The 25,055-nt window shown below is 61.7% G+C and carries 25 protein-coding genes and 1 tRNA gene; 15 read left to right on the top strand and 11 right to left on the bottom strand.

From position 1 onward, the window contains the following. Positions 1 to 64 precede the first annotated feature (64 nt). From fdxA to BUB54_RS12335, 3 genes are all read left to right on the top strand, one after another. Positions 65 to 397, top strand: coding sequence for a ferredoxin FdxA (gene fdxA, locus BUB54_RS12345; RefSeq protein WP_048880532.1), 333 nt, complete (start codon positions 65 to 67; stop codon positions 395 to 397). Between the two features lie 142 nt (positions 398 to 539). Next, positions 540 to 1,208 (top strand): CarD family transcriptional regulator, encoded by a 669-nt coding sequence (locus BUB54_RS12340; RefSeq protein ID WP_241869480.1) that lies wholly within the window; start codon positions 540 to 542, stop codon positions 1,206 to 1,208. Between the two features lie 80 nt (positions 1,209 to 1,288). Next, positions 1,289 to 2,659 (top strand): IS1182 family transposase, encoded by a 1,371-nt coding sequence (locus BUB54_RS12335; protein WP_073211688.1) that lies wholly within the window; start codon positions 1,289 to 1,291, stop codon positions 2,657 to 2,659. A gap of 117 nt (positions 2,660 to 2,776) precedes the next feature. Here the strand turns inward: BUB54_RS12335 and tldD are convergent, their stop codons facing one another. From tldD to apaG, 6 genes are all read right to left on the bottom strand, one after another. Continuing rightward, complete coding sequence (tldD, locus tag BUB54_RS12330) at positions 2,777 to 4,213, bottom strand: metalloprotease TldD (RefSeq protein WP_073211684.1); 1,437 nt, start codon at positions 4,211 to 4,213, stop codon at positions 2,777 to 2,779. A gap of 11 nt (positions 4,214 to 4,224) precedes the next feature. Continuing rightward, positions 4,225 to 5,268 carry a COX15/CtaA family protein gene (locus tag BUB54_RS12325; RefSeq protein ID WP_048880299.1) on the bottom strand — a complete coding sequence of 348 codons (1,044 nt, stop codon included), beginning with the start codon at positions 5,266 to 5,268 and terminating at the stop codon, positions 4,225 to 4,227. Between the two features lies 1 nt (position 5,269). Continuing rightward, a complete protein-coding gene (locus tag BUB54_RS12320; RefSeq protein ID WP_083553816.1) occupies positions 5,270 to 6,349 on the bottom strand; it encodes a COX15/CtaA family protein in 1,080 nt (359 codons plus the stop codon). An 86-nt stretch (positions 6,350 to 6,435) separates the two neighbouring features. Further along, positions 6,436 to 6,915, bottom strand: a complete 480-nt coding sequence (locus BUB54_RS12315) for a nucleoside deaminase (protein WP_048880297.1) — start codon at positions 6,913 to 6,915, stop codon at positions 6,436 to 6,438. Position 6,916: 1 nt separating this feature from the next. Continuing rightward, positions 6,917 to 7,552 (bottom strand): GTP cyclohydrolase I FolE, encoded by a 636-nt coding sequence (gene folE, locus BUB54_RS12310; protein ID WP_241869468.1) that lies wholly within the window; start codon positions 7,550 to 7,552, stop codon positions 6,917 to 6,919. 85 nt (positions 7,553 to 7,637) lie between these two features. Continuing rightward, entirely contained in the window at positions 7,638 to 8,042 is a 405-nt protein-coding gene (gene apaG / locus BUB54_RS12305; RefSeq protein WP_048880296.1) for a Co2+/Mg2+ efflux protein ApaG, read from the bottom strand. Positions 8,043 to 8,125: 83 nt separating this feature from the next. Here apaG and BUB54_RS12300 point away from each other — a divergent pair, with 83 nt between their 5' ends. The 3 genes from BUB54_RS12300 (at position 8,126) to BUB54_RS12290 (ending at position 10,763) form a co-directional block, all read left to right on the top strand. Beyond that, positions 8,126 to 9,826, top strand: coding sequence for a tetratricopeptide repeat protein (locus BUB54_RS12300; RefSeq protein ID WP_048880295.1), 1,701 nt, complete (start codon positions 8,126 to 8,128; stop codon positions 9,824 to 9,826). Next, positions 9,823 to 10,674 (top strand): 4-(cytidine 5'-diphospho)-2-C-methyl-D-erythritol kinase, encoded by an 852-nt coding sequence (locus BUB54_RS12295; protein ID WP_048880294.1) that lies wholly within the window; start codon positions 9,823 to 9,825, stop codon positions 10,672 to 10,674. The genes BUB54_RS12300 and BUB54_RS12295 overlap by 4 nt, the downstream gene beginning before the upstream one ends. 14 nt (positions 10,675 to 10,688) lie before the next feature. Beyond that, positions 10,689 to 10,763: transfer RNA gene (locus tag BUB54_RS12290), tRNA-Gln, on the top strand. A gap of 3 nt (positions 10,764 to 10,766) precedes the next feature. On the opposite strand, the gene BUB54_RS12285 is transcribed toward BUB54_RS12290, so the two are convergent. After that, entirely contained in the window at positions 10,767 to 11,462 is a 696-nt protein-coding gene (locus BUB54_RS12285; protein ID WP_082075783.1) for a sensor histidine kinase, read from the bottom strand. Between the two features lie 88 nt (positions 11,463 to 11,550). On the opposite strand from BUB54_RS12285, the gene BUB54_RS12280 reads away from it, so the two are divergent. Continuing rightward, complete coding sequence (locus BUB54_RS12280) at positions 11,551 to 11,922, top strand: response regulator transcription factor (RefSeq protein ID WP_048880305.1); 372 nt, start codon at positions 11,551 to 11,553, stop codon at positions 11,920 to 11,922. Here BUB54_RS12280 and pgi read toward each other — a convergent pair. From pgi to folB, 3 genes are all read right to left on the bottom strand, one after another. Further along, on the bottom strand, positions 11,879 to 13,468 hold the full coding sequence (pgi, locus tag BUB54_RS12275) for a glucose-6-phosphate isomerase (RefSeq protein WP_048880292.1): 1,590 nt from the start codon (positions 13,466 to 13,468) through the stop codon (positions 11,879 to 11,881). The genes BUB54_RS12280 and pgi overlap by 44 nt on opposite strands. A gap of 70 nt (positions 13,469 to 13,538) precedes the next feature. Further along, complete coding sequence (uvrC, locus tag BUB54_RS12270; RefSeq protein ID WP_048880291.1) at positions 13,539 to 15,401, bottom strand: excinuclease ABC subunit UvrC; 1,863 nt, start codon at positions 15,399 to 15,401, stop codon at positions 13,539 to 13,541. Positions 15,402 to 15,618: 217 nt separating this feature from the next. Continuing rightward, positions 15,619 to 16,029 carry a dihydroneopterin aldolase gene (folB, locus tag BUB54_RS12265; protein WP_048880290.1) on the bottom strand — a complete coding sequence of 137 codons (411 nt, stop codon included), beginning with the start codon at positions 16,027 to 16,029 and terminating at the stop codon, positions 15,619 to 15,621. Positions 16,030 to 16,110: 81 nt separating this feature from the next. Between folB and BUB54_RS12260 the strand changes: the two genes are divergently transcribed. From BUB54_RS12260 to BUB54_RS12240, 5 genes are all read left to right on the top strand, one after another. Further along, positions 16,111 to 16,545 (top strand): copper chaperone PCu(A)C, encoded by a 435-nt coding sequence (locus BUB54_RS12260; RefSeq protein ID WP_048880289.1) that lies wholly within the window; start codon positions 16,111 to 16,113, stop codon positions 16,543 to 16,545. Next, complete coding sequence (locus BUB54_RS12255) at positions 16,542 to 16,859, top strand: c-type cytochrome (RefSeq protein ID WP_052948447.1); 318 nt, start codon at positions 16,542 to 16,544, stop codon at positions 16,857 to 16,859. The genes BUB54_RS12260 and BUB54_RS12255 overlap by 4 nt, the downstream gene beginning before the upstream one ends. 68 nt (positions 16,860 to 16,927) lie before the next feature. After that, entirely contained in the window at positions 16,928 to 18,235 is a 1,308-nt protein-coding gene (gene ahcY, locus BUB54_RS12250) for an adenosylhomocysteinase (RefSeq protein WP_048880288.1), read from the top strand. Further along, positions 18,235 to 18,651 carry a DUF4149 domain-containing protein gene (locus tag BUB54_RS12245; RefSeq protein WP_048880287.1) on the top strand — a complete coding sequence of 139 codons (417 nt, stop codon included), beginning with the start codon at positions 18,235 to 18,237 and terminating at the stop codon, positions 18,649 to 18,651. Before ahcY ends, BUB54_RS12245 begins: the two co-directional genes overlap by 1 nt. 42 nt (positions 18,652 to 18,693) lie before the next feature. Then, on the top strand, positions 18,694 to 19,542 hold the full coding sequence (locus BUB54_RS12240) for an amidohydrolase family protein (RefSeq protein WP_048880286.1): 849 nt from the start codon (positions 18,694 to 18,696) through the stop codon (positions 19,540 to 19,542). Here BUB54_RS12240 and BUB54_RS12235 read toward each other — a convergent pair. Beyond that, positions 19,539 to 20,546: a WD40 repeat domain-containing protein gene (locus BUB54_RS12235; protein WP_048880303.1), complete on the bottom strand. Its 1,008-nt coding sequence runs from the start codon at positions 20,544 to 20,546 to the stop codon at positions 19,539 to 19,541. The two genes, BUB54_RS12240 and BUB54_RS12235, sit on opposite strands and share 4 nt — an antisense overlap. Positions 20,547 to 20,702: 156 nt before the next feature. Between BUB54_RS12235 and BUB54_RS12230 the strand changes: the two genes are divergently transcribed. The 3 genes from BUB54_RS12230 (at position 20,703) to BUB54_RS12220 (ending at position 25,051) form a co-directional block, all read left to right on the top strand. Then, the gene (locus BUB54_RS12230; protein WP_048880285.1) at positions 20,703 to 22,064 is read left to right on the top strand and encodes a hypothetical protein; all 1,362 of its coding nucleotides are present in this window, start codon (positions 20,703 to 20,705) and stop codon (positions 22,062 to 22,064) included. A 246-nt stretch (positions 22,065 to 22,310) separates the two neighbouring features. Beyond that, positions 22,311 to 23,690 (top strand): aspartate aminotransferase family protein, encoded by a 1,380-nt coding sequence (locus BUB54_RS12225; protein ID WP_048880284.1) that lies wholly within the window; start codon positions 22,311 to 22,313, stop codon positions 23,688 to 23,690. Positions 23,691 to 23,692: 2 nt separating this feature from the next. Then, positions 23,693 to 25,051 carry a glutamine synthetase family protein gene (locus tag BUB54_RS12220; protein ID WP_048880283.1) on the top strand — a complete coding sequence of 453 codons (1,359 nt, stop codon included), beginning with the start codon at positions 23,693 to 23,695 and terminating at the stop codon, positions 25,049 to 25,051. The last annotated feature ends 4 nt before the right edge of the window (positions 25,052 to 25,055 follow it).

The following is a 25,055-nucleotide window of genomic DNA, read 5'->3' as shown; positions in this document are numbered from 1 at the left end:
TGCCTTAATTCTCTCCCGCGCGCATAGGGAGACCAAATTGAGGCGACCATTTTAGGAGTACCAGATGACCTACGTGGTCACAGAGAACTGCATCAAGTGCAAATTCATGGACTGTGTGGAAGTCTGCCCGGTCGATTGTTTTTATGTCGGAGAGAACTTCCTGGTCATTAACCCGGACGAGTGCATTGATTGCGGCGTCTGCGAGCCGGAATGCCCGGCTGAGGCCATTCTGCCGGACAGCGACGACCGCGCCAGTGCCTGGCTGGAGCGTAACCGCGACCTCTCTAAGACTTGGCCCAACATCACGCGCAAAGGCACCCCGCCCGCCGACGCGAATGAATGGAAGGACAAGCCCGGCAAGGAGGCGCTGCTCTCCATGGAGCCCGGCACGCCCTGAGCGAGCCACGGGCGGTTTTTAGGCCGCCCGTGACGAACCGCCAAAAATCTGCTATGGCACCCGCGTCAGCCGGGGCGGTTCACCGCGCCCGGCCTTCATTATTTAGGCAGCAACCTCATCGTGCTCTGCCAGCGGAGTGATAATGACGGAAAAGCAGAAGACCGGCGCTTTGAAAAAGGCCGTGAAACCCGAACTGGAAGAGGCAGCGCCCGTGGCCACCACCCGCGAAACCCGCAAAGAAGAAACCCCCGCTCCGGTGATGCATGGCGGTATCCCCGCCGGGCCCATCCGTCCCATGGCGCCGCCGCGCGCGCCCGCCAAGGCTGAAGTGTTCAAGGAAGGCGACCATGTCGTTTACCCCACCCACGGCGTCGGCAAGGTGGATAAGATCGCGGAGGAGGAGATCGCCGGGCATAAGCTGGAGTTGATCTGCATTACCTTCGATGAAAACCGCATGACCCTGCGCGTGCCCACCAACAAGGCCCGCACCGCCGGTTTGCGTAAGCTCACCTCCAAAAAGAGCTTTGACGACGTGCTCACGGTGCTGAAAGGCCGGGCACGCATTAAGCGCACCATGTGGTCCCGCCGGGCGCAGGAATATGAGGCGAAGATCAATTCCGGCGACCCGTCCGCCATTGCTGAGGTCGTACGCGACCTGCACCGCAATGCCGGCCAGCCGGACCAGAGCTTCTCTGAACGGCAGATTTACGAATCAGCCCTTGACCGTCTGGCCGCCGAATATGCGGCGCTGGAGCAGGTGGACAAACCCACCGCGATCGAGAAGCTGCTGGGACATTTGAAGTCCGAATAAGAAAAGGGGTGGCCTCGCAGCCCCTCAGACTGCTGACAAACCCCTGGCTTTTGCCGGGGGTTTTTTGATTCACTTTTGGGATGTTGAAGAAACCTTTCTCGCCGCAGATGGCGCTTGAGATTGTGACGCTGGAGAGCCTGGTCCCGCCGGGCCATCTGCTGCGCAAGATCGAGGCTGTGATTGATTTTTCATTCATCCATGAGCTGGTGGCCGGGCTTTACTGCCCTGATAACGGGCGCCCGCCGCTTGACCCGACGTTGATGTTCAAGGCGCTGTTCCTTGGCTATCTGTTCGGCATTCGCTCGGAGCGCCAACTGGTGCGCGAGATCGAAGTGAACCTGGCCTATCGCTGGTTTTTAGGACTGCGCCTGACGGATCAGGTGTTTGATGCCTCGACGCTGAGCCAGAACCGGCGGCGGCGCTACCAGGACAGCACCGTGGCGCAGGCGATTTTCGACCGGATCGTGGAGCAGGCCATCGCGCATGGTCTGGTGGATGGCACGGTGCTGCACACCGACAGCACGCATCTGAAGGCCAATGCCAACAAGAACCGGTACGACAAGGCCGTGATAGCCAAATCCCGTGCTGATTACTGGGATGATCTGGACGCGGCAATTGCCGAAGATCGCGCCGCCCACGGCAAGCCGCCATTGAAGCCAAAGCAACGCCAGCCCGCGGAGAAGGAGACCAAAATCTCCCGCACAGACCCGCAAAGCGGCTACATGGTACGCGAGGGCAAGCCCACGGGCTTCTTCTACCTCGACCATCTCACGGTGGACGGGCGTCACGCCATCATCACCGACACCTACACCACGGCGGCGAATGTGCATGACAGCATCGTCTATCTCGGCCGGCTCGACCGCCAGCGTGCGCGTTTTGGCTTTGACGTAAAAGCCGTGGGGCTGGATGCCGGCTACGCCACAGCCGGCATCGCCAAGGGGCTTGAGGACCGCAAAATCCCCAGCGTCACCGGCTATCGCCGCCTCACCCCGCCCAAGCCGGGCATGCTGGGGCCGAAGGATTTTACCTATCAGGACGACCCGGAAGGCTATCGCTGCCCGCAAGGCCAAGTGCTGACCTACGCCACCACCGACCGCGACGGCTACCGCCACTATAAATCCGACCCCGCCATCTGCCGGACCTGCCCGCTGCTCGCCTCCTGCACAGCCAACGCGAATGCCGAGCGCAGCATCACCCGCCACGTCTGGCGCGATGCGCGCGAACGCACCGACGCCAACCGCCTCACCTCATGGGGCAAGGCCATCTATAAGCGGCGAAAAGAGACCGTCGAGCGATCCTTCGCCGATGCCAAGCAACTGCTCGGACACCGCTATGCACGGTTCCGAGGGATAACCGGCGTCACCTGCCAATGCCTCCTCGCCGCCGCCGCACAAAATATCAAAAAAATCGCCATGGCACTTGCCAAAACACCAAGCCCAAGCCCGGCGTGAGGGCAAGACCACCTCACAAATCACACCCGCACAGAGCCAGCCGTCGCGTAAAACAATTCCCCGCCCAAAAATGAGCGGGGTTTGTCAGCGGTCTGGGGGCCGAAAGGCCCTCTTTTTTTATGCTGCCGTGCCGCCCACTGTTAGGCCGGAGAGCTTGATGGTCGGCTGACCCACTCCCACGGGCACGCCCTGGCCGTTTTTGCCGCAAGTGCCAATGCCGGGGTCTAGCGCCATATCGTCGCCGATCATCTCCACCTTGGTCAGCGCATCCGGCCCGTTGCCAATAAGCGTAGCGCCTTTCACCGGCGTGGTGATTTTACCGTTCTCAATCAAATAGGCTTCGGACGCGGCAAAAACGAACTTACCGGAGGTGATATCTACCTGCCCACCGCCGAAATTGACGGCATACAACCCGCGCTTCACGGAGGCAAGCATATCCGCCTTGCTGTCCTGCCCGCCGAGCATGATGGTGTTGGTCATGCGCGGCATTGGGGCGTGGGCGTAGCTCTGGCGGCGGCCATTGCCGGTGGCGCGCATGTTCATTAGCCGGGCATTCTGCCGGTCCTGAATAAAGCCGGTGAGAATCCCATCCTCGATCAGCACGGTGCGGGAGGTCGGCGTGCCTTCATCGTCGATGGTCAGCGAGCCACGGCGGCCGGGGATGGTGCCGTCATCCACCACCGTCACGCCCTTGGAGGCAATGCGGCTGCCCATCAGTCCGGCGAAGGCGGAGGTCTGCTTGCGGTTGAAATCGCCCTCCAGCCCGTGCCCAATCGCCTCATGCAGCAAAATGCCTGGCCAGCCGGGGCCCAGCACCACGGGCATTTCACCCGCTGGGGCGGCAACGGCGTTCAGGTTCACTTCCGCCTGACGGATCGCCTCACGCACGGCGTTCTGCCAGAAATCCGGAGCGATATAAGCGCCATAGCCGGACCGCCCGCCCGCGCCATGGCCGCCTGATTCGCGCTTGCCGTTTTCCTCCAGCACTATGGAGATGTTCAGGCGTACCAGCGGGCGGATATCCGCCACGCGCGCCCCATCGGCACGGATAATCTCGATCACCTGCCATTCCCCGGCTATGCTTGCCATCACTTGCACTACGCGCGGGTCGGCGGCGCGGGCGAAATCGTCGATCTGCTTCAGCAGCGCCGCGCGGTCCGCGAAGGGGGCTTCGCCCAGCGGGTTCACGCCTTCATAAAGTGGTGCGTTGGCGGGGGGGGGGGCTCCGGCGGTGAAGCTTTGCTCCATCGCCTTGGCGGCGCGGATGGTCTCCGCCGCCCGCGCGAGAGCCGGGGCGGAAACATCCCCGGCATGGGCAAAATAAGCGGCTTCCCCCAGCACTGCGCGCAGGCCAAAACCCCGTCGCGTGTCGAAGCTGGCGGCGCGGATGCGGCCATCATCGAGGGAGATGGACTCCGACTCCCGGTATTCCAGGAACAGCTCACCATCATCCGTGCCATCTAAGGCGGTGGTGAGGTGTTTATGCGCGTCGTCCAGATCCAGCCCTTGCGGGCCATGGAACAGCTCGTCCGCTTTGCGCAGCGCGTCACTCATTTCAAATACTCCTATCCCGCCGCCAGCGCCCCAGCGGGCACCGCCACCGCACCGCGCACCCCATGGCGGGCGCCGATGGCAGAGGCGAACAGCAGCACTGCATTCAGCTCATGCACAAAGCCGAGCTCGTTATTTCCCAATACAAGGGTGGCCATGCCCAGCACATATTGCAACGACACCAGCCCGCCGAGCAGCAGAAAAAGATCCCGGGTGACGGGCGGCAGCTTCATACGCAGCCCCATCACGGCGGTGGTGAGCGCCGTGAGCGCCGTGATGGTGGCCAGCAGCCGGTGGCAGAACTGCACCGTGCCCTTATTGGTAATGAAATTCATCCAGAATGGCGCCTGGCCAAACATATCCGGCGGCAGCATATGGCCATCCATGGAGGGGAAGGTATTAAATACTTTCAGCGCGCCGGAGGTGGCCACCAGCGCGCCGAAGCCCATCGTCACCCAGATCAGCGCCACCGTGGCGGTGCTGAAGACGCGCAGGGTTGTGGCCCCTTCAATCCGCACCGGTTCCGCGTTGCGCAGGCTCAGGCCAGTCCAGAGCAGCAGAAACATGATCGCCATGGCGGACATCAGATGTGGCGCCGCCCAGGCGGGTGGGGGAGAGAGCACGCCGGGCTCCATGCCCGTCTGCACCATATACCAGCCATAGGTGGCCTGCCCGGCGCCGAGCAGAAAGATAAAGCCCAGCCATAACGCCAATTTACGCTGAATCCGGCCCTTGATGAGAAACACCGCGAACGGCACCAGAAAGACGCAGGCCATGAACCGGCCCCAGCAGCGGTCCAGGAACATCGGCCAGAACAGGGCTTTGTACTGCGCCATGTCGATCGGGTGGGCGTGATATTGCGAGGTTTGCTGAAACAGCTTGTAGAGCTGGTTCCAGTCGGTGGCGTCCAGCGGCGGGATAAACCCGGTGAATGGTCGCCAGACCTGAATGCTGAATCCCGCGCCGATGGTCCGGGCATGGCCGCCCCCCACCACCATGCCGAACACCATGCAGGCCAGCACCAGCAGCCAGGTTCCAACGGCACGGTCCTGTTTCATGTCAGGTCTTCGCTCCGCGCAACCGGTAGAGCATCAGTAGCACGCCGCCCATCAGCAGCACGGCGTTCATCTGATGCACCACACCGATATCAATCCGCCCGGAGACCAGCGCCGTGACGCCCAGAATAAATTGCAGGATTACAAGCCCGCCCACCACCAGCGCGGCATCGCGCACCGGACCGGGCGCCTCGGCCCGTAAGGCGCGCACAGTGAGGGAGAGAATGCTAATCGCGGCCAGCACGGCGAGGCATTGATGGCCGAAAATAATCGCCGCCGGACTGTTCAGCACGCCGCTCACCGGCCAGCCAGGCGGGGGCATGCCATCGCCCACATTCTTGGCGATACTGAAATCCGCGATGCCATGAATCCCGGAGACCACGGTGCCGCCCCACATCGCCAGCAGTAGAAGCGCAAAGGCCACTTGCGTATGGCGGCGCAGCCCGGCCATGTTTTCATAACGCACGGGCTCAGGTGCGCGTACCACCAGCGCCGTCCACAGCACCGCACTGAACAGGAACATCGCCCCGAAGAAATGCAAGGAGAGCCGCCAGCCCGCAACTGCCGTGGAGTCCGGCCGGAAGCCGGAGGAAACCATAAACCAGCCGATAAGCCCCTGCACTCCGCCTAGCAGGAACAGCAGAAACAGCCATTTCACCAACCGCTTCTCAATCCGCCCGGTGAGCGCGAACATGATGAGCGGCAGCAGCAGCACCGCGCCCATCAGCCGCCCCCACATGCGGTGGATATATTCCGGCCAGAAAAGTTGTTTGAACCCGGCCAGATCCATGCCCTTATGCAAGATCTGATATTGCGGGATGGTCTTATAGAGCGCGAACACCTTGTCCCAAGCATCCTTTGAGAGCGGCGGCATCATGCCGATAATCGGCTCCCAATGCATGATGGACAAGCCCGAGCCGGAGTCACGCGTATAGCCGCCCAGCCCCACCATCACCCAGATCATGAAGGCGAGCAGAAACAGCCAGGAGGAAACGAGTTTACGGTTGGCCACGCTGGCAGAGCCGCCAACAGGGCGGACGGCATGCAAGGGGCTGTTTGTCGGGCGGGCTATATCGCTCGGCACGGGCGGGCTCCTTTTTTCAAGCTTCGGCGCAGGGACTTACGCCCCTTACGCCAAGATCGCCAGAGCCCCGGCTGAATATCTGCAAATCAATATGTAACGCGGTTTTCCCGTTCCAGCCACGCCTGGTAGGAATCCCGTGCTTCATCAAGGAATTCCGTAAGCTGTATCGCGGGCGTAGCGCGTTGCGCCGGAGGTTTTTCAAGCTGGCGGTAGAATTCATGGTCATCAAAACCAATTTTCTCCGCGTCCTCCGGTGCGCAGGCATAGTACACCTTGCCGATCCTGGCCCAGAAGATCGCGGACATACACATCGGGCAGGGTAGCCCGTTCACATAAATTTCCGTCCCTGAAAGATCGAACTTGCCCTCATTCTGCGCGGCGTTCCGAATGGCCGTGACCTCGGCATGGGCGGTGGGATCGGTGGCGGAGAGCACGCGGTTATGCCCCTCGCCGATAATTTTGCCGTCCCGCACGATCACCGCGCCAAAAGGCCCGCCATGCCCGCCCGCAACTCCTTGCCGCGCCAAGGCAATGGCGCGCTTCATGAAAGGCTCGTGTTCGCTCATTTTACTCCGCCGTACAGGTTCTGCCCTGGATCATGGCCAGAAATTCGCGTCGGGTCGAGGGGTTGTCGCGGAACTCGCCGATCATGTGGCTGGTCACCATGCTCACCCCCGGCTTGTGTACGCCGCGTGTGGAGATGCATTGATGGTTCGCCTCAATCACCACCGCGACCCCGCGCGGCTTCAGTACGTCCTGAATGGTGTTGGCGATCTGCGCAGTGAGTTTTTCCTGAATCTGGAAGCGCTTGGCGTAAGCATCCACCACGCGGGCGAGCTTGGAGATACCGACTACGCGGGTGCTGGGCAAATACGCCACATGCGCTTTGCCGGTAATGGGCACCATGTGGTGCTCGCAATGGCTCTCCAGCCGGATGTCCCGCAGCAGGATCATCTCGTCATAGCCCTCGGTTTCCTCGAAGGTGCGGGAGAGAATGGCAACCGGGTCTTCCTCGTAACCCTTGAAGAATTCTTCGTAGGATTTTGCAACGCGTTTGGGGGTATCCAACAGACCTTCGCGAGTGGGGTCGTCACCGGCCCAGCGGAGCAAGATTCGCACCGCCTCCTCGGCCTCGGCACGGCTGGGGCGCGCCTGGGTCTGCTTGTGTTTCACCGGCGTGGCCGATTTCGTCTGGATATTCAAAGCGGACTCCGTTTCATATCTGCATGCCCAAAAGGCCATAATGTTTACGGTTATATGGGCGGGCTAGATCAATCCACCAGCAAAGTTAATGCAACTTTGTATCCTGGTGCGGGCTGTCCAGGCTGAAGGCGGGCACCGCCACATCAAACGCCACGCCGGAGGGCAGGCGCTGCATGTGGTAGGTGCCGACCATGAACCCGGTGGCGGTGGCCAGTGGGGTGCCGGATGTATATTCAAACTGTTCACCGGGTCTTAACACCGGCTGTTCGCCCACCACGCCCTGGCCATGCACACGCTGCACCTGGCCCTGGGCATTGGTAATCAGCCATGTGCGTTTGAGCAGCTGCACGATCTCGCCGCCACCATTAATGATGGTGACGTGATAGGCCCAGAAATATTGCCCGGCCTCAGGCTTGGACTGTTCATCCAGATAAGCCACGCGCACCTGCACGGTGATGTCGCTCGTGGTGGCTTCAAACCCCGGTTCCATGCGCCAAGCCTAGCCCAGCCTTGAAGCCTGAACAAGCAAGTCAAGCTTTTGCCGGGGCGCGGCGGCGCTGCTAGAGAAAGATCATGCGCATCTCCTTGCCGTTCGGCCGTGCCGCCATTGCTGCCTGTATTCTGCTTTCAGCCTGTGCGGCGGGGCCGGGAATCGGCGCGCCCGCCACTGTCAAAACCAAGCCGGACCCGGCGCTGGGCGCCTTTTTGGCGGCGCGCTACGCGGATACGGCTGGCGACCCGGCCAGCGCGGCGCGCTATTATGCTTTGGCCTTGCAGGCCGACCCGGCGAATCGGCGGCTTGTGCGCGGCGGGTTTCTGGCCGGGGTGCTGTCCGGCAGCCAGGAGGCCGTGCATCTGGCCCCGCTTCTGCCGGACAATCCCCTAGCCTTGCTGCTGCGCGGTAACGAGGCCGCTCTCAATGGCGATTACGCAACGGCCAAAACATATTTTCAAAACCTGCCTGATGACCAACTGGCGGCGCTGATCCAGCCGCTGCTGCTGGCCTGGACGCAATTTGGCCAGGGTAACGAGCAGGAGGCGCCGAAAATTTTGCAACCCTCCTTCAATAATAGCGCGTTCGGGGCGGTTTATTTGCTTAACGCGGCGCTGATCGCTGATGCGGCGGGGGATACCAAGAGCGCCGCCGAGCTATATGGCGCGGTGTCGCCCGCCTCGCCCAATCTGCGCCTCGCCCAGATTCTCGCAAGCTGGTATGCTCGCCAGGGAGACCGTGGCCAAGCGGAGGCGGTACTGGCGGCGCTGGTGGCCGCGCACCCGGACCTGGCCATCGCCTTGCCGCAGCTGCGCCAGCAGATGAACGCGCCGGTTATCTCCACTCCGGCGCAGGGCATGGCGGAGGCTTACCTTACCCTTGCCGCCTCGCTCTCACAGCCGCAGGCGGTGTTTCTGCGCACCGTGTTTCTGCGCTTCGCGCTGGAGCTGCGGCCCAATCTTTCCGCCGCCCGGCTGATTTTGGCCAATACCCAGATCAACGGCGATGACCCGAGCTACACCCCAACCCGGGTGCAGATTGAAAACGCGCTTGCCACGCTGGGGCCCATCCAACCTTCTGACCCGCTTTACGGCCCGGCGGCGGTGCAGGAGGCCTCGCTCCACGCCATGCTGGGGGAGCCGAATCAGGCAGTAGCGCTGCTGGACCGGATTCTGACCAGCTACCCGCATAATGCAGGACTGCTGGCCGCCGCCGGTGACATCCGCCGCACCGCCAACCAGTGCAATCTGGCGCTGCCTTATTATCAAAAAGCCATAGCCGCCGTTGGCGACCCGCCGCCCGCCAATGCTTGGCCGCTCTTTTTCGACCGGGGCATCTGCGAGGACCAGATGGGCAACTGGGCTGCCGCCGAGCCGGATATCCAAAAGGCGCTGAGCCTTTCGCCCAACCAGCCTTATGTGCTGAATTATCTCGGCTATAGCTGGGCCAAACGCGGTGAAAAGCTGGATCAGGCGAAGGCGATGCTGAAAAAAGCTGTCGCGCTGGACCCGAATGACGGTGCGGTGCTGGATTCGCTGGGCTTTATCGAGCTGAAGCGCGGCAACACCAAACAGGCGCTCACCGTGCTGATCCAGGCGGTTCAGCTCTCCCCGGACGATGCGGAAGTCAACGCGCATCTGGGGGATGCATTCGCCCAGGCCGGACTTACGCTTCAGGCCGTGTATCAATGGGACCGGGCGTTGAACCTGAACCCGGACCCGGCGTTGAAAGCGGAGCTTGAGGCCAAGATCAACCAGACATCCGCCCCCGCCGCGCCATGAGCCTTACCTCTTTCGCGCCGGCCAAGGTCAATCTGTATCTGCACGTCACCGGCAAACGGTCGGACGGGTATCATTTGCTGGACAGTTTGGCGGTTTTCCCCGCCGTGGGGGACAAGGTCACGGTCTCGGAGGCAGCGTCCCTCTCGTTGAGCCTTAGCGGTCCGTTTGGCGCGGCGCTGGAAGGCGAGGCGGATAATCTGCTGCTGCAAGCTGCCCGCTCTCTGGCGCAGGACAGCGGCGCCGCCTTGGCGCTGGAGAAAAACCTGCCTGTCGCCTCGGGCATTGGCGGCGGCTCAGCGGATGCGGCGGCCTGCCTGCGGGCCTTGTGCAAATTATGGGGCGTGCAGGGAGCGGATTTGCCCGCGCTCGCGCTGCACCTGGGGGCTGACGTGCCGGTATGCCTGCGCTCCATTCCCGCGCGAATGCAGGGCATTGGCGAGGTTCTGGCCCCCGCGCCGCGCCTGCCGGAATTTGGCATGGTGCTGGTGAATCCCGGTGTGGCGGTGCCTACCCCTTCCGTGTTCAAGGCACGGCGCGGCGGCTTTACCCCGGCTCCCATGCTGCCCGCCATCTGGCCCAACGCAGCCGCGATGGCTTCCGCCCTCAAGCGCTGCACCAACGACCTGCAAGCCGCCGCCATTACCATTCAGCCGGTGATTGGCGAGGTGCTCGCCACCTTGTCCACCTTACCCGGGGTTTTGCTGGCGCGCATGAGCGGCTCGGGCGCCACCTGCTTCGCGCTGTTTGCTACACCGGCCGAAGCCGAGGCCGCCGCCGCACAAATTCCGCAAGAAAGCTGGTGGCGGTGGGGTGGGGGGCTTTACCAGCCGCCCCAGACCGGATTATGAGAGCCCGCACACGTTGGGACGTAGCCAAGCGGTAAGGCAGCGGATTTTGATTCCGCCATGCGGAGGTTCGAATCCTCCCGTCCCAGCCACTTTCACATTATTGGAAAAATCAGCCGCGCGGTGCAGCCTTTCTGGGGGTCGCTCGCCAGGTCCAGCGTCCCGCCCGCGTGCTCGGCCACGCGCCGCGCAATGGCCAGCCCAAGCCCGCGCCCGGCGCCATTGCTGCGCGTGGTGAATAAAGGCTCCCCCGCACGGGCCAAAATCTCCGGGGTCATACCGGCCCCCTCATCCCGCACAGTCACCACCACCCGGCCCGATTCGACGCCCGCCGTCAGGTGCACAGTGGTCCCGGTTTCAAACGCGTTGGCCAGAAGTTCCAGCACGGCCTGGCGTAGCCCGCAGGTATCGGCTGCCACGCACAGTGTTTCATCCGGTAGCTTTAAATCCAGCCCCTTGCAATCAGGCCGGATCGCCAGCTCTTGCAGCAGAGGGGCGAGGGGGATGGGTTCCCGCTCGTGCAATGTATGACCGGAGAATAACACTAGCCGCCGGGCCAGTTCCGCCGCCCGCCCGCTGGCCTGCCGCGCCCCGGCAATCAGGCTGTCCACCCCGTCTTGCGGATTTTGCGCGGCGCGCAATTCCACAAGCTCCAGATGGCCGAGAACCCCGGTCAGCAGATTATTAAAGTCGTGTGCGACACGCGCGGCAAATTTTTCTACCGTGGCGGCTTCTGTTGTGCAGGCTGCGGGTTTGGCCGCCATGCCGCGTGAGGGTGATCCGTCTTCCATTTCTGGACGTACATTCAATTGTTGGTAAGTTTAGCACAAGCCCCGCAATCATATACCGGCCATATGCCAACGGAGCGTTAGATACTTCATGCGGATATTACTTATTGAGGATGATGATGCCGTGGCCAGCTTGGTGACGGTGGGTATGAAAGAATCGAACCATCACGTCACCCGCTCCTCTGACGGTCAGAACGGCCTTAGCCTCGCTATGGCGGAGCGGTTCGATGTGATGATTTTCGACCGTCAATTACCCTGTGGGATGGATGGCGCGGATCTACTGCGCCATCTGCGGGACCGGCAAGTGACCACACCGGCCTTGTTTCTCTCCGGTCATGGTGAGCTGCAGGACCTCATGGCCGGGTTGGAAGCGGGCGGCGATGATTACATTGCCAAGCCCTTTTCTTTTACAGACCTGCTCAGACGGGTTGAGGCGCTGCACCAGAGCCACGCAGAAAGCTGACCAATCCCGCCGTTGAGCTGTCAGCGGCGGCTTTCTGCTTGCCTTCCACCACCGGCAGCAGGCGGGTAGCGAGTTCCTTGCCCAGCTCCACGCCCCATTGGTCGAAGGCGTTAATGTTCCACAGCGCCGCTTCGGTGAACACACGATGTTCATACAGGGCAATCAGCTTGCCCATGGTCGCCGGATCCAACTTTTCATAGGCAGTGACCAGCGAAGGGCGGTTGCCAGGGAATACGCGGTGCGGGTTGCCCCCTGCTTCGCTCAAGGTCCGGCCCAGCAGCAGGGCCTGCATCTGGGCCAGGCAGTTGGCGATCAACAGGTCGTGATGCGCGGCCAACTCCGGTTCATGCCCCTGGGCGGCGATATAGAATTCGCAGGGAATCACATCCGTCCCTTGATGGATCAGCTGGTAGAAGGCGTGCTGGCCATTGGTTCCGGGTTCGCCAAACACCAGCGGGCCGGTGGCATGGGCAACCGGCTCGCCCTCACGCGTCACGCGCTTGCCGTTGGATTCCATGTCGAGCTGCTGGAGATACGCCGCGAAGCGCGATAGCCGTTGGTCGTAAGGCAGGATGGCCCTTGCCGGATACCCCAGCCCGTCGCGGTGCCATACCCCCACCAGCGCCAGCAGCACGGGCAGGTTCTGCTCCAGGGGCGCGGTGCGGAAATGTTCATCCATCTCCCGCGCGCCCGCCAGGAAGGCCCGGAAATTCGTCGCCCCGATGGCAATGGCCACCGGCAGCCCGACAGAGGACCAGACGGAATAGCGCCCGCCCACCCAGTCCCAGAACCCGAAAATCCGGTCCGGTGCAATACCAAAGGCCGCGCATTTGTCCAGGGCTGTGGAAACGGCGCAGAAATGCGCCCCCACCGCATCCTCACCCAGCGCCTTGGCCAGCCAGTGCCGGGCGGACCCGGCATTGGTCATGGTCTCCACCGTGGTGAAGGTTTTGGACGCGACAATGAACAAGGTCCGCGCCGGGTCCAGCTCGCGCAACGTGTCAGCCAGATGCGCGCTATCCACGTTGGAGACAAAATGCAGGTGCGGCCCGTCATGGTATGGGGCCAGAGCGCCGGTGACCATGGCCGGGCCAAGGTCGGAGCCGCCTATGCCGATATTCACCACATCGGTGAACGCCTTGCCGTCCGAAGCGGCGATACTGCCGCCGCGCACGGCTTCGGCAAAGGTCAGAAACCGGTCCAGCGTCTCCCACACATCCGGCACCACATTCCGGCCCGCGACCAGAATACTGGCATTCGCGGGTGCGCGCAGGGCGGTATGCAGCACCGCCCGCTGCTCGGTTATGTTGATGATCTCGCCCGTGAACATTGCGTCGCGTTTGGTTTCCACGCCCGCCTCGCGGGCTAGGCGCAGCAACGCGGCCAGGCTTTCATCCGTCAGCGAGGTTTTGGAATAATCCAGCAAAATCCCGGCGCCATGCGCGGAAAACCGGGTGAAGCGGTCAGCATCCGCCGTGAAAAGGGAACGTATGTCCGGCGCGCTGGCTGCCAGATTCTTCACATCCGTCCAATCTGTCTGGCTCATCCAATCCCCCTTTTTAATTGTCTCTTCATGGCGACCTTAGCCATTCCACGCGCGAAGCCAAGGGGAGGGGCTAATCCTCCAGCCGCACGCCAGGGTGGAAGAAAGCATAGACCGCCCGTGCCGTGGCGCGGTTGATGCCGGAAACCGCCTCCAAATCCTTCAACCCGGCCCCTTTGACCCCCCGCGCGGAGCCAAAATGCAGCAGCAGCGCTTTTTTTCGCGCCGCACCAATTCCGGGGACCTCATCCAGCTCCGAGACGCTGATCTTGCGGCTGCGCGCGGCGCGATGGGTGGTGATGGCGAAGCGGTGCGCCTCATCCCGCAGACGTTGCAGGAAGTACAGAACCGGGTCGCGCGGCGGCAGTTGGAAGGGCTCGCGATGTTCCATGTGGAACCATTCGCGTCCAGCATCGCGGTCCGGCCCCTTGGCGATGCCGACCATCGGGATATCCTCCAGCCCCAGATCCGCCATCACCGCCTTGGCGGCGGAAAGCTGTCCGGCGCCGCCATCAATCAGTACCAGATCCGGCCAGGCTTCGCCGGTGCGGTCCGGGTCTTCCTCCAGCGCGCGGCCAAAGCGACGTTGCAGCACCTCGCGCATCATTGCGAAATCGTCCCCTGGGGTGATGGCGCTTTTGATGGCGAATTTGCGGTAGGCGGATTTCATCGGCCCTTCCGGTCCGGCCACCACCATCACGCCATACGCGTTGCTGCCCATGATGTGGGAGTTGTCGTAGGTCTCGATGCGCTTGGGCGTTTCGGCCAGGCCGAACAGCTCCCCCACGGCCGCCAGCAGCTTGCCTTGCCCGGCGGTCTCGGCCAGCTTGCGCTCTAGCGCCTCGCGCGCGTTGGTGGCGGCGTGGGCCACCACATCGGCCTTCTCGCCGCGTTGAGGGAGCATGATATGCACGCGCCGGTCCGCCTTCAGGCTCAACGCGTCTTCCAGCAAACCCTGCTCCGCCGCGGCATGGTTCAGCAAAATCTGCGGTGGGGGCGGTTTGTCGTCGTAAAACTGCGCGATGAAGGCGGCCAGCACGTCCTCCGGCCCGTCCTCCTTCGTGGTGGCGGGGAAGAAACTGCGATTGCCGTTATTGCGCCCGCCCCTGATAAAGAACACCTGCACGCAGGCCTGACCTGCCTGCTGATAAAGCGCGAAGACATCCGCCTCGCCCAAGCTCTCAGGGTTGATGACCTCATTGCCCTGCACATAGGCTAGTCCGCGAATCCGGTCCCGCAGGGCGGCGGCGCGTTCAAACTCAAGATTTTCAGCGGCTTGCTGCATTGCGGTAGCAAGGTCTTTCTTTACCGCGCCGGTCTTTCCCCTCAGGAAATCCTTGGCCTGGGCCACCAGCGCTCCATATTCCTCAGCACTCACCCGGCCCACGCAGGGCGCGCAGCAGCGTTTAATCTGAAACAGCAAACAAGGCCGGGTGCGGTTGGCAAAGACCGTATCCGCGCAGGTGCGGAGCAGAAACACGCGCTGCAAGGCCTGCACGGTTTGGTTCACCGCCCAGACTGACGCGAACGGCCCCCAATACAGATCGGACTTGTTCTGCGCGCCGCGATGTTTGCCGATGCGCGGAAAGTCCTGTCCTGCCGTGAGCACCAGCCAGGGATAGGTTTTATCGTCCCGCAGCAGAATATTGTAACGTGGCTTCAGGCGTTTGATGAGGTTGGCCTCAAGCAGCAGCGCTTCCGCTTCCGTGTGGGTGGTGAGGATTTCCATGGCGGCCGTGTCAGCCACCATGCGCCGCAGCCGCTCTGGCAGGCGGTTGATCTGTGTGTAGGAGGTCACGCGCTTCTTGAGGTTGCGCGCCTTGCCGACATAAAGTGCGTCGCCCTTGGTATCCAACATCCGGTACACGCCGGGGTTACCCGGCATGGTTTCCAGCGCTGTTTCAATCACCGTGACGCCTGTTTGCGGAGTCTCCAACTTATCCCCTCCGCCCTGTGGATAAGTTTGTGGAAGATCTGTGCCGGGGGTCGAAAACGAGACCTTTCCCGAGCGGCGACTCGGCGCAAGGGTTGACGCTATTACTCACAGTTAACATGCTGATTTTAAACAAAATTAACATTCGTTGAATGAATTATCCCCGTCTTCAGACCGGGCTGAAACCCGTTGATCCGGCACAATTCCGGGCCGTGGAAAACTAGCTGTTGCGGCGTTCGATTTCCACGCCCACACTGGCGGCATCGGCGATTACGTCCAGCTTTTCCACCATCACCCGAGCCACCCGTACGCGCGGGTTGGCGAGGCAGGCCTCGGCCACGCGCTCGGCCAACGTTTCCACAAGCTGTACGTGGCCCGCGGCGATAATCTGGCGCACGGCATTGATCACAGTGTCGTAATCCACAACCCGGCCGAGATCATCAGCCCCCACGGCGGGGCGGGAAATGTTGGCGGCGCCGTCATCCTCCACCGCGAGGTCGAGATTCACCCGTACACGCTGGGTGCGGCCATGCTCATGGGCATAGACACCAATCTGCGCGTCCAGCAGTAGGTCGCGGACAAACATGCGCCGCGTGGCGCAGGCGGCATCGGCGAGGCGGAAATGGTCCATGACCCGCGTTTTGCGCCGCGTTCAGCAGAATGGCAACAAAGCAAGCTTCCCGCGTGGCATGGATTGGTCTAGCCTGCCGGCATGAAACATTCCCTCGTGCTTCTGGCAGTGCCTTGCCTTTTGGCGGCGGCGGCGCCCGCTTATGCCCAACTCAGTGTCTCCAATGCCTGGATCCGCTATTTGCTGCCCAGCGTGCCTGCTGGCGGCTATATGACCCTGCATAACGACAGCGAAAGCGACGCGATTCTTACCGGCGCCAGCTCGCCGGATTGCGGCACGTTGATGCTGCATAAAAGCGAGGATAAAAGCGGCACGGAAATGATGGTGAAGGTGGACAGTATCAAGGTCCCCGCCCATGGCGAGGTGAAGTTCGAGCAAGGCGGGTATCATTTGATGTGCATGAAACCCAACATGAAACTGGATGAGCGTGTGCCGGTGACGCTGAAATTCAAGGATGGCACCGCCCTGCTGCTGACCATGCCGGTTTACGGCCCAGCGGGCCCCAGCGGGCAATGAAGCGCCTGCGTTACGCGCCGCTACTGCTGCTGGCGGCGGCGGCGCCCGCGGGTAAGCAGATTGTGCTGCATGGCAACGGCAATGGTGCGCTGCCCTGCGCCGCCTGCCATGGTGAGGATGGGCAGGGCAAACCTTCCACCGGCGCGCCCGCTTTGGCGGGGCGGTCAGCGGGGGATATTGTGTCGGCCTTGAACATGATGGCGGCGGGGCAGGGCGGCACGTCGCTGATGCGCTCCATCGCCGGGGCCTTGACCCTGGATCAACGCAAGGACGTAGCTGACTATTTCGCGTCTTTGCGGAAACCTGGGCCCTGAAAGGTTGGCATTGGGCACCTGAGCGCATAGATGTTGCGCCAGAATTTCATCTGTAAGGACGACGCCCCATGCCCGACGCCAACTTGCCCACGGATTATAAGGTCAAGGACATCTCCCTGGCTGAGTGGGGCCGCAAGGAAATTTCGATGGCCGAGGACGAAATGCCCGGCCTGATGGCGCTGCGTAAGGAATACGGCCAATCCAAGCCGCTGGCCGGAGCCCGTATCGTCGGGTGTCTGCACATGACCATCCAGACTGCTGTGCTGATCGAGACGCTGGTGACGTTGGGCGCTTCCGTGCGCTGGTCCTCCTGCAACATCTTCTCCACGCAGGATCAGGCCGCCGCCGCCATTGCCGCCGCCGGAATTCCCGTGTTCGCTTGGAAGGGCCTGAGCGAGGAAGAATTTTGGTGGTGCATTGAGCAGACCCTGCGCGGCCCGGATGGCTGGACGCCGAACATGATCCTGGATGATGGCGGCGACGTTACGCAGCTCATGCACGACAAATATCCCGGAATGCTAAAGGATGTGCGCGGAATTTCCGAGGAGACCACCACCGGCGTGCACCGGCTCTGGGAGATGGCCAAGGCTGGCAAGCTGCTGGTGCCCGCCATCAACGTGAATGACAGCGTCACCAAGTCCAAGTTCGACAACCTCTATGGCTGTCGCGAGAGCTTGGTGGATGGCATCCGGCGTGGCACGGACGTGATGATGTCCGGCAAGGTGGCCGTGGTGTGCGGCTTTGGCGATGTGGGTAAGGGGTCCGCCGCGTCGCTGCGCAATGCCGGTTGCCGCGTGAAGGTAAGTGAGATCGACCCGATCTGCGCCTTGCAGGCCGCCATGGAAGGCTATGAGGTGGTGACCATGGAAGACGCCGCCCCTGTGGGTGACATCTTCGTGACCGCCACCGGCAATGTCGACGTGATTACCGCCGACCATATGCGCGCCATGAAGCACCGTGCCATCGTCTGCAATATCGGGCATTTCGACTCTGAGATTCAGATCGAGAGTCTGCGGAACTATAAATGGGAGAACGTGAAGCCGCAGGTGGACGAGGTGGTGTTCCCCGACGGCAAGCGCCTGATCGTGCTCTCCGAGGGGCGGCTGGTAAATCTCGGCAACGCCACGGGCCACCCGAGCTTCGTGATGTCGGCCAGCTTCACCAACCAGGTGCTGGCGCAGATTGAGCTGTGGACCGCGCCGGAAGGCAAGTATGAGAAGCAGGTTTATGTGCTACCCCGCCATCTGGACGAGAAGGTGGCAGCTCTTCATCTGGCTAAGGTCGGCGCCAAGCTGACCCAACTGAGCCAGAAGCAGGCGGATTATCTGGGCCTCAACGTCCAGGGCCCCTTCAAGCACGAGCTGTACCGCTACTAATGCGGCGTTTCGGCAGCATCCTGTCCCTCACCGGGCTTGGCCTTTTGGCGGGCGGGATGCTGTTTTTCGGCGCGGTGATGGCCCCTCTGGTCTTCACCCGCCTGCCACTGTCCGTGGCCGGTCCGTTCATCCGCACGGCGTTCCCGTTTTTATATCTTTATTGCCTGATCACTGCCGGGCTCTCTTGCGCCGGATATGTGTCGCTGCGGCGGTTGCGGTCGGCCATGGTGCCGGGCTTTGCCATTCTGGCCACGTTGTGGAGTTGGTTCTGGATGCTGCCGCGTCTGGACGCCTGGCGCTTGGCTGGAAATGCCGCCGCCTTCACGCGCGGGCATGATGTGTCCACCTGGGTGTTCGGGTTTGAGTTCTTTCTGGTGATTCTGCTGCTGATCCGCGAGGGCATGGCGCGCGGCTGAGGCCGTTTTGCCAAGTTTTCCACCGTGCGGTTAATTAGCGGTATGGACCATATCGCCGCGCTCGTCGCTGAACCCAAGATCGACACCCATCTGCATGTAACCGACCCGGCGCGTTTCCCCTATCAGGCGGACAGCACCTATAACCCCACGGGACAAGAGATCGGCACTCTGGATTATCTGCGGACCGTTCTGGCCGCCTATGGGGTGGAAAAGGCGTTGCTCGTGCAGCCCACCTCCGGCTATGCCGAGGATAATGCGGCGTTGCTGGACGCGCTAGCGCAGTCAGGCGGGCAATGGCGCGGCATCGCGGTGCTGCCGCCGGATATCTCATTTGATGACTTAAAGGCGCTGCAAGCCCAGGGCGTGGCGGGGGCGGCGTTTCAGATGCCCGCGCATCCGCCCGGCCATTACTGCGCCTATGCGGGGTTGATCGAGAAGCTGGCCGCGCTCGATATGGTGCTGGACATCCAGTTTGAGGGTGAGGGGGTGTTTGAGGCCATGTCCCTCATCGAAGCCTCGGATGTGCGGGTGGTGATCGACCATTGCGGCCGCCCGGATCTGCCTGCCGGCCTGGATGGTTTTGCTTTCCGCGCGCTGCTCTGCCTAGCTGAACGCGAGGCGGAAACAACGATCAAGCTCTCCGGCCTGCATAAATTCGCACCTTTCCCCTGGCCGTTTGAGGCCGCGCATCCAGTGGTGGCGGATCTGCTGCGGGCTTTTGGGCCAGGGCGCTGCATGTGGGGATCGGACTGGCCGTTTCTGCGCCTGCCGGAGCGGTTGGATTTCGGCGCGGTACTGGCTTTGGCGGGGCGGCTATTTCCCGACCCCGCCATGCGGGCGGAAATTTTCCACGGCACGGCGGAACGGGTATTCTGGCGGGCGGGGGTTTAGCTCCCGCTGAAATCCACGATCGCGGCGAACCCGTCCTCGGTCCCGAAGGCCAATTGGGCGCCATCGGCGCTCCAGGCCAAGGCGGATACGGTGCCGCGCCCCGGGCCGCAGACCGGCAGTACACGTTCACGCGCCACATCCGCCACCAGCACCAGCCCGGTATCGAACCCGGCGGCCACCACCTCATGCTGCGGGTGGCAGGCGATGCGTTTCACGATGCCATCGCCCATGCCCAACTCGGTGGGCGGCTTGCCCATCGGCCCGCCGCCGAAGAACGGCCACAGCACAATGCTCTCCGCCCCCGCCGTGGCCAGCCAGCGGCCGGATTTGGTGAAGCCGATGGATTCAGGCTTGGTCGGGTAACCGGACATGCGCATGTGCTTGCCTTCCGGCAGGGTCCAGCCATGCAAGGCGTTCTCCTGCATGGTTGTCACCAGCGCCTCGCCCGCCGGGTGCAGCGCCACGCCGGTATGGCTGCCTTTCCATTCCAGCTTCGGTGGCGCGGCTGAGCCGGAGGCGGTGAACCACAGGCTCGCCCCGTTATAATGCGAGGTCGCCACGCGCTTGCCCTTGGTATCAAACGCGATGCCGGTGACGGTGGAGGGATGCACCAGGGTTCTCAGCACTTCGCCCGCCGGGTTTAGCACATAAAGATTTTTCCCTGCCGCGGCGGCCAGCAGCGGCCCCTTGCCCGCGAAGGCAGCCACATGTTCCACCCATTTGGAGCCGAATTTCACCAGCTCCCGCGCGGTGCCGTCCGGCTGGGTCAGCATCAGCCGTCCGTCATCCCCGCCGGTGACAAACCCGCCTGCGGGATGAGCGGCCAGGCTCATCGCCGCGCCGTCATGCACGGTGATGGTCTGGTGAGTAGGGCCCAGCCGCAGCGTGCCATCGCCCAGGGCGAAGCCAGGCGAACCCGTGGCGTCAAACAAAACCGCCGTGACATAGGCGCCAAACCGTGCCTCACGGCCGCGTTGATTTAAAAGCTGGTCAAGATCGGACATGCTGGTGTCTTGCCGCGCTCCGGCTCGGTGGGCAAGGGGGGTATAAATACCATAAGGTTGTAGTTTTTGCGGCATATCAAAGCGGTGCGCGCTGTTAAGATGTATCCGTAATGCTGGTTCAAGAAAAAACACGGCTTCCATCCAGGAGATTACAAAATGCGCTGCCATCGTCTCTCAACTACTGCGCTCGCCCTGGCCGGATTGGCTGGGGCGTTGGCGGTCAGCCATCCCGCGGAGGCGATTCCAGCCTTCGCGGCACAAACTGGCTTGGCTTGCGACGCCTGCCATATCGGCTTTCCGCAACTCACTCCATTCGGGCGTCTGTTCAAACTTGAAGGCTACACGCTGGGGGAACAGAAATACCCCCGTATCCATAATTTCTCCGCCATGCTGCAGGCGGGGTTCACCTATCTGAAAGACAAGGTGCCAGGCGGGCTGGCGCCGGATTTCCCGAGCAATCATGCCTGGTCCATTCAGCAGACCAGCCTGTTCTATGGTGGTGTACTGGATAAAGGGCTGGGGCTCGGCGCCTTTGTCCAGGGCACTTATGATGGCATTGCCCACCAATTCACTTGGGACAATCTGGACATCCGTGACGCGCATCTCGCCAAAATCAGCGGGCGGCAGATTATTTACGGTGTCACCTTCAATAACGCGCCGGGCGTAACTGATGTCTGGAATACGCTTCCCGCCTGGGGGTATCCCTTCATCCCTGATGCGCTGGGCGTTGGCCCCACCGCTGGGTTGGAAATCAGCAATCTGGCGCAAACCGTGTTCGGCGTAGGCGGTTACGCAGCTTATAACATCACCCCCGCGAATATGCTTTATGGTGAGGTGGATGTGTATAAATCCCTGCCCAGCCACACGGCGTATGCGCTGGGGGCAGGGCCGGCCAATGGCGTGGGCGGCACGATTCCTTACTGGCGCTTTGCCATCCAGCACAGCGTTGGAGAAAATTCCTTTGAATTCGGCACGTCCGGTCTGGTCGCGCATCCTTACCCGGATGGTTTCACCCATGGGCCGAAGGACGACATCACCGATATTGGGTTGGATACGCAGATTCAGCATATCACCGCGAATCAGGCGCTCTCTCTGCAGGTGGCCTGGTATCATGAGAACCAGCATTGGGGCGCGAGCTTCCCGCTGGGCGATACCGCTAATCTGAACGACACGCTGAATCAGGAAACGGTCACTGTCTCTTACCTCTGGCATGAGGTGCTCGGCGCGACGGAATCCTTCAGCAATATTTCCGGCAATGCGGATTCCGGCCTGTATGGCCCGGCCCCCATCACCGGCAATGCCAATGGCAAACCCAACACCGCCAGCTTCACAACCGAGCTGGATTATTATCCCTTCAATAAAGGCGGACCGAAAATCTTCCCCTGGGTGAATGCGAAATTCTTCCTGGAAGGCACGTTCTACCCTTATTTCAACGGGCTATCGCATAATTACGACGGCAGCGGCCGCTCGGCCTCGGCCAATAACATCTTCTTTGGCGGAATCTGGCTGGTGTTTTAAGCATTCTCTGCCTCCGCCTTCTCTTTGGGGGAGGCGGAAACGATGCAAAAAAATCTTGCTAGGTTTTTTGGGGCATGCGAAGCTTGGATATGGATTCAGCAGCCCAACCAACTGCGCTTAATTTACATGCAGAGATGCTCGTTCTCTGCGCACGGATTGGATTCAGCCCGCCCCGGTTCTGAAAACCGACATGCCTGCCTTGGTAGTGCAGGCATTTTCCATTTCAGAAATTATCGGAGCATAAATATGTTGGACGACCTTAACCACGGCATCGACTGGCAGGCGCTGGACGCCGCCCACCATTTTCATCCGTTCACCGACCATAAGGAGCTGCACGAGCAGGGTGTCCGTCTAATCACCTCTGCCGAGGGCGTGTATCTGCACGATTCCAATGGCAATAAGATCATGGACGGCATGGCGGGGCTGTGGTGCGTGGCCGCCGGATATGGCCGCCAGGACTTAGTGGAAGCCGCCACCAAGCAAATGTCCAAGCTGGCCTATTACAACACCTTCTTCAAAACCACGAACGAGCCCGCCGTGCTGCTGGCGCAGAAGATCTCCCAGATCGCCCCGGAAGGGTTCGAGCATGTGTTCTTCGCCTGCTCAGGGTCCGAGGCTGTGGATTCCGCCCTGCGCACCGCGCGCGTGTACTGGCAGACGCTCGGCAAGCCGGAGAAGAAGATCATCATTGGCCGTGAATATGGCTATCACGGTTCCACCACCCTCGGTGCGTCCGCCGGCGGTATGAAGGACATGCATCGCCAGGGCGGCGATATGCCGAACTTCGTGCAGGTGCTGCCGCCTTACTGGTACGGCAAGGGCGGACAGATGAGCCCGGAGGAATTCGGCCTCTACGCCGCCAAGGAAGTTGAGAAGAAAATCCTCGAACTCGGTGCCGAGAACGTGGCCGCCTTTATTGGCGAGCCCATCCAGGGTGCCGGCGGTGTGCTGATTCCGCCCGAGACATACTGGCCGGAAATCAATCGCATCTGCAAGCAGTACGATATTCTTCTGATCGCGGATGAAGTGATTTGTGGGTATGGCCGCACGGGCAAATGGTTCGGCACGGATTATTTCGGCATCAAGCCGGACATGATGACCACCGCCAAGGGGCTCACCTCTGGCTACCTGCCGCTTTCCGCAATGCTGATGAACAACCGCGTAGCGGATGTGCTCATTAACGAAACCGGCGAGTATTATCACGGCTTCACCTATTCCGGTCATCCGGTTTCCTGCGCTGTGGCGCTGAAGAATCTCGAAATTCTGGAAAACGAGAAGCTGGTTGAGGGCGCTACCGCCAAGGGCGCGCTGCTGCGTGAGAAGCTGAACGAGGCCGTAGGCGACCTGCCGATTGTGGGCGAGGTTCGCGGCGTTGGGCTCATCGGTGCCATTGAGCTGACGGCAGACAAGCGCACTCGCAAATTCTTCGAGAAGAATGGCCGCGTGGGCGCGATTTGCCGTGACCATTGCATCCGTAACGGGCTGATGATGCGCGCCACGCGTGACACCATGCTGTTCTCCCCGCCGCTGACCATCACGGAAGCGGAGATCGAGCTGTTTGCGGCAATGGCCAAGAAGGCCTTTGAGGCGACCTATGCCGATGTGCGTGCGGAGGTTGCTCAGTGAACATGATGTCGAACCCCGATAACGATGCCAAGATGACGCTGCTCACTGGAGCAGATTATATTGAGGCCTTCGCTATCGACGTGAACGGCGTACCCCGCGGCAAATGGATGCAGCGGGACAAAGCGAAGTCGTTGCTTGGCACCGGAATCGCCATTCCCCGTTCCGCTTATCTGCTGGATATCTGGGGCCGTGACATTGTGGAGGGCGGCATTGCCTACGACACGGGGGACCCGGACGGGCTCTGTGTCGCGGTGCCGCATTCCATCACTCGCATGGGCTGGGCCGAAGGCAATGTGGTGCAGGCGCTGCTGACCATGCGCGAGTCGGATGGCAGCCTCTATTACCTCGACCCGCGCAGCGCTCTCTCCCGCGTGCTGGAGCGTTTTGCCAAAATGGGTCTGACCCCCGCCTTGGGCGTTGAGCTTGAATTCTATCTGGTCGATCCCCGTCAGGACGGCATGAAGATCGCCCCGCGCGGCGCCGATGAATCCGGCTGGCGCGGCTGGCAGATCGACGCGGTCGGCCTGGGCGAGGTGCATGATTACGAGATCATTCTACGTGAAATGATGGCTTGCGCGAAGGCACAGGACATTACGCTGGAAACGCTAGTGAGCGAATCCGGCCCTGGCCAGTTCGAGGTCACGCTGAAATACTCCACCGATGCCCTGCGCGTCGCGGATAGCGCCACTTTGTTCAAGCGCACCATCAAGCAGGTAGCGCGCAAGCATGGCCTCACTGCCACCTTCATGGCCAAGCCTTACGGCCAGTGGGCGGGCTCGGGCATGCATGTGCATATGTCGGTCCTCGACAATGCGGGCAAGAACATTTTTGTCGGCACGCCTGAGCGCGCCTCGGCTGAACTGTATCACGCCCTTGGCGGCATCATTCATTCCATGCCGGATACGATGCTGACCCTGGCGCCGCATGCCAATTCCTACCGCCGTTTCGCGCCGGGTGTGCATGCGCCCACTTATGGCGATTGGGGACACGATAACCGCATGTCCTCCGTGCGCGTGATCACCGCCGACCCGGCTGCCTCGCGCATCGAACATCGCGTTGCGGGGGCGGACTGTAACCCTTATCTCGCCTTTGCTTCCTTACTGGGCACGGCGTTGCACGGCATTGAGACCAAGGCGGATCCGGGGCCCGAAACTCACGGCACGGTGCGCAGCCCCCTGGCCCCGCCATTGCCGATCGCCTGGTCCGGCGCGGTTGACCGTTTCGCCGGTTCCGAGATCATGGGTGAGATTTTCGGCAAGGATTTCCAGCGTTATTACACTGCCTGTAAACGCCAGGAGATCAGCGAGATGCGCAAGCGGATTTCCGATGTGGAATATGATGCCTATCTGAAAAACGCCTGAGACG

The sequence above is a fragment of the Acidocella aminolytica 101 = DSM 11237 genome (genome assembly GCF_900129125.1).
In the GTDB taxonomy this organism is placed as follows: Bacteria; Pseudomonadota; Alphaproteobacteria; order Acetobacterales; family Acetobacteraceae; genus Acidocella; species Acidocella aminolytica.
This window is presented reverse-complemented; position numbering and strand designations above follow the sequence as displayed.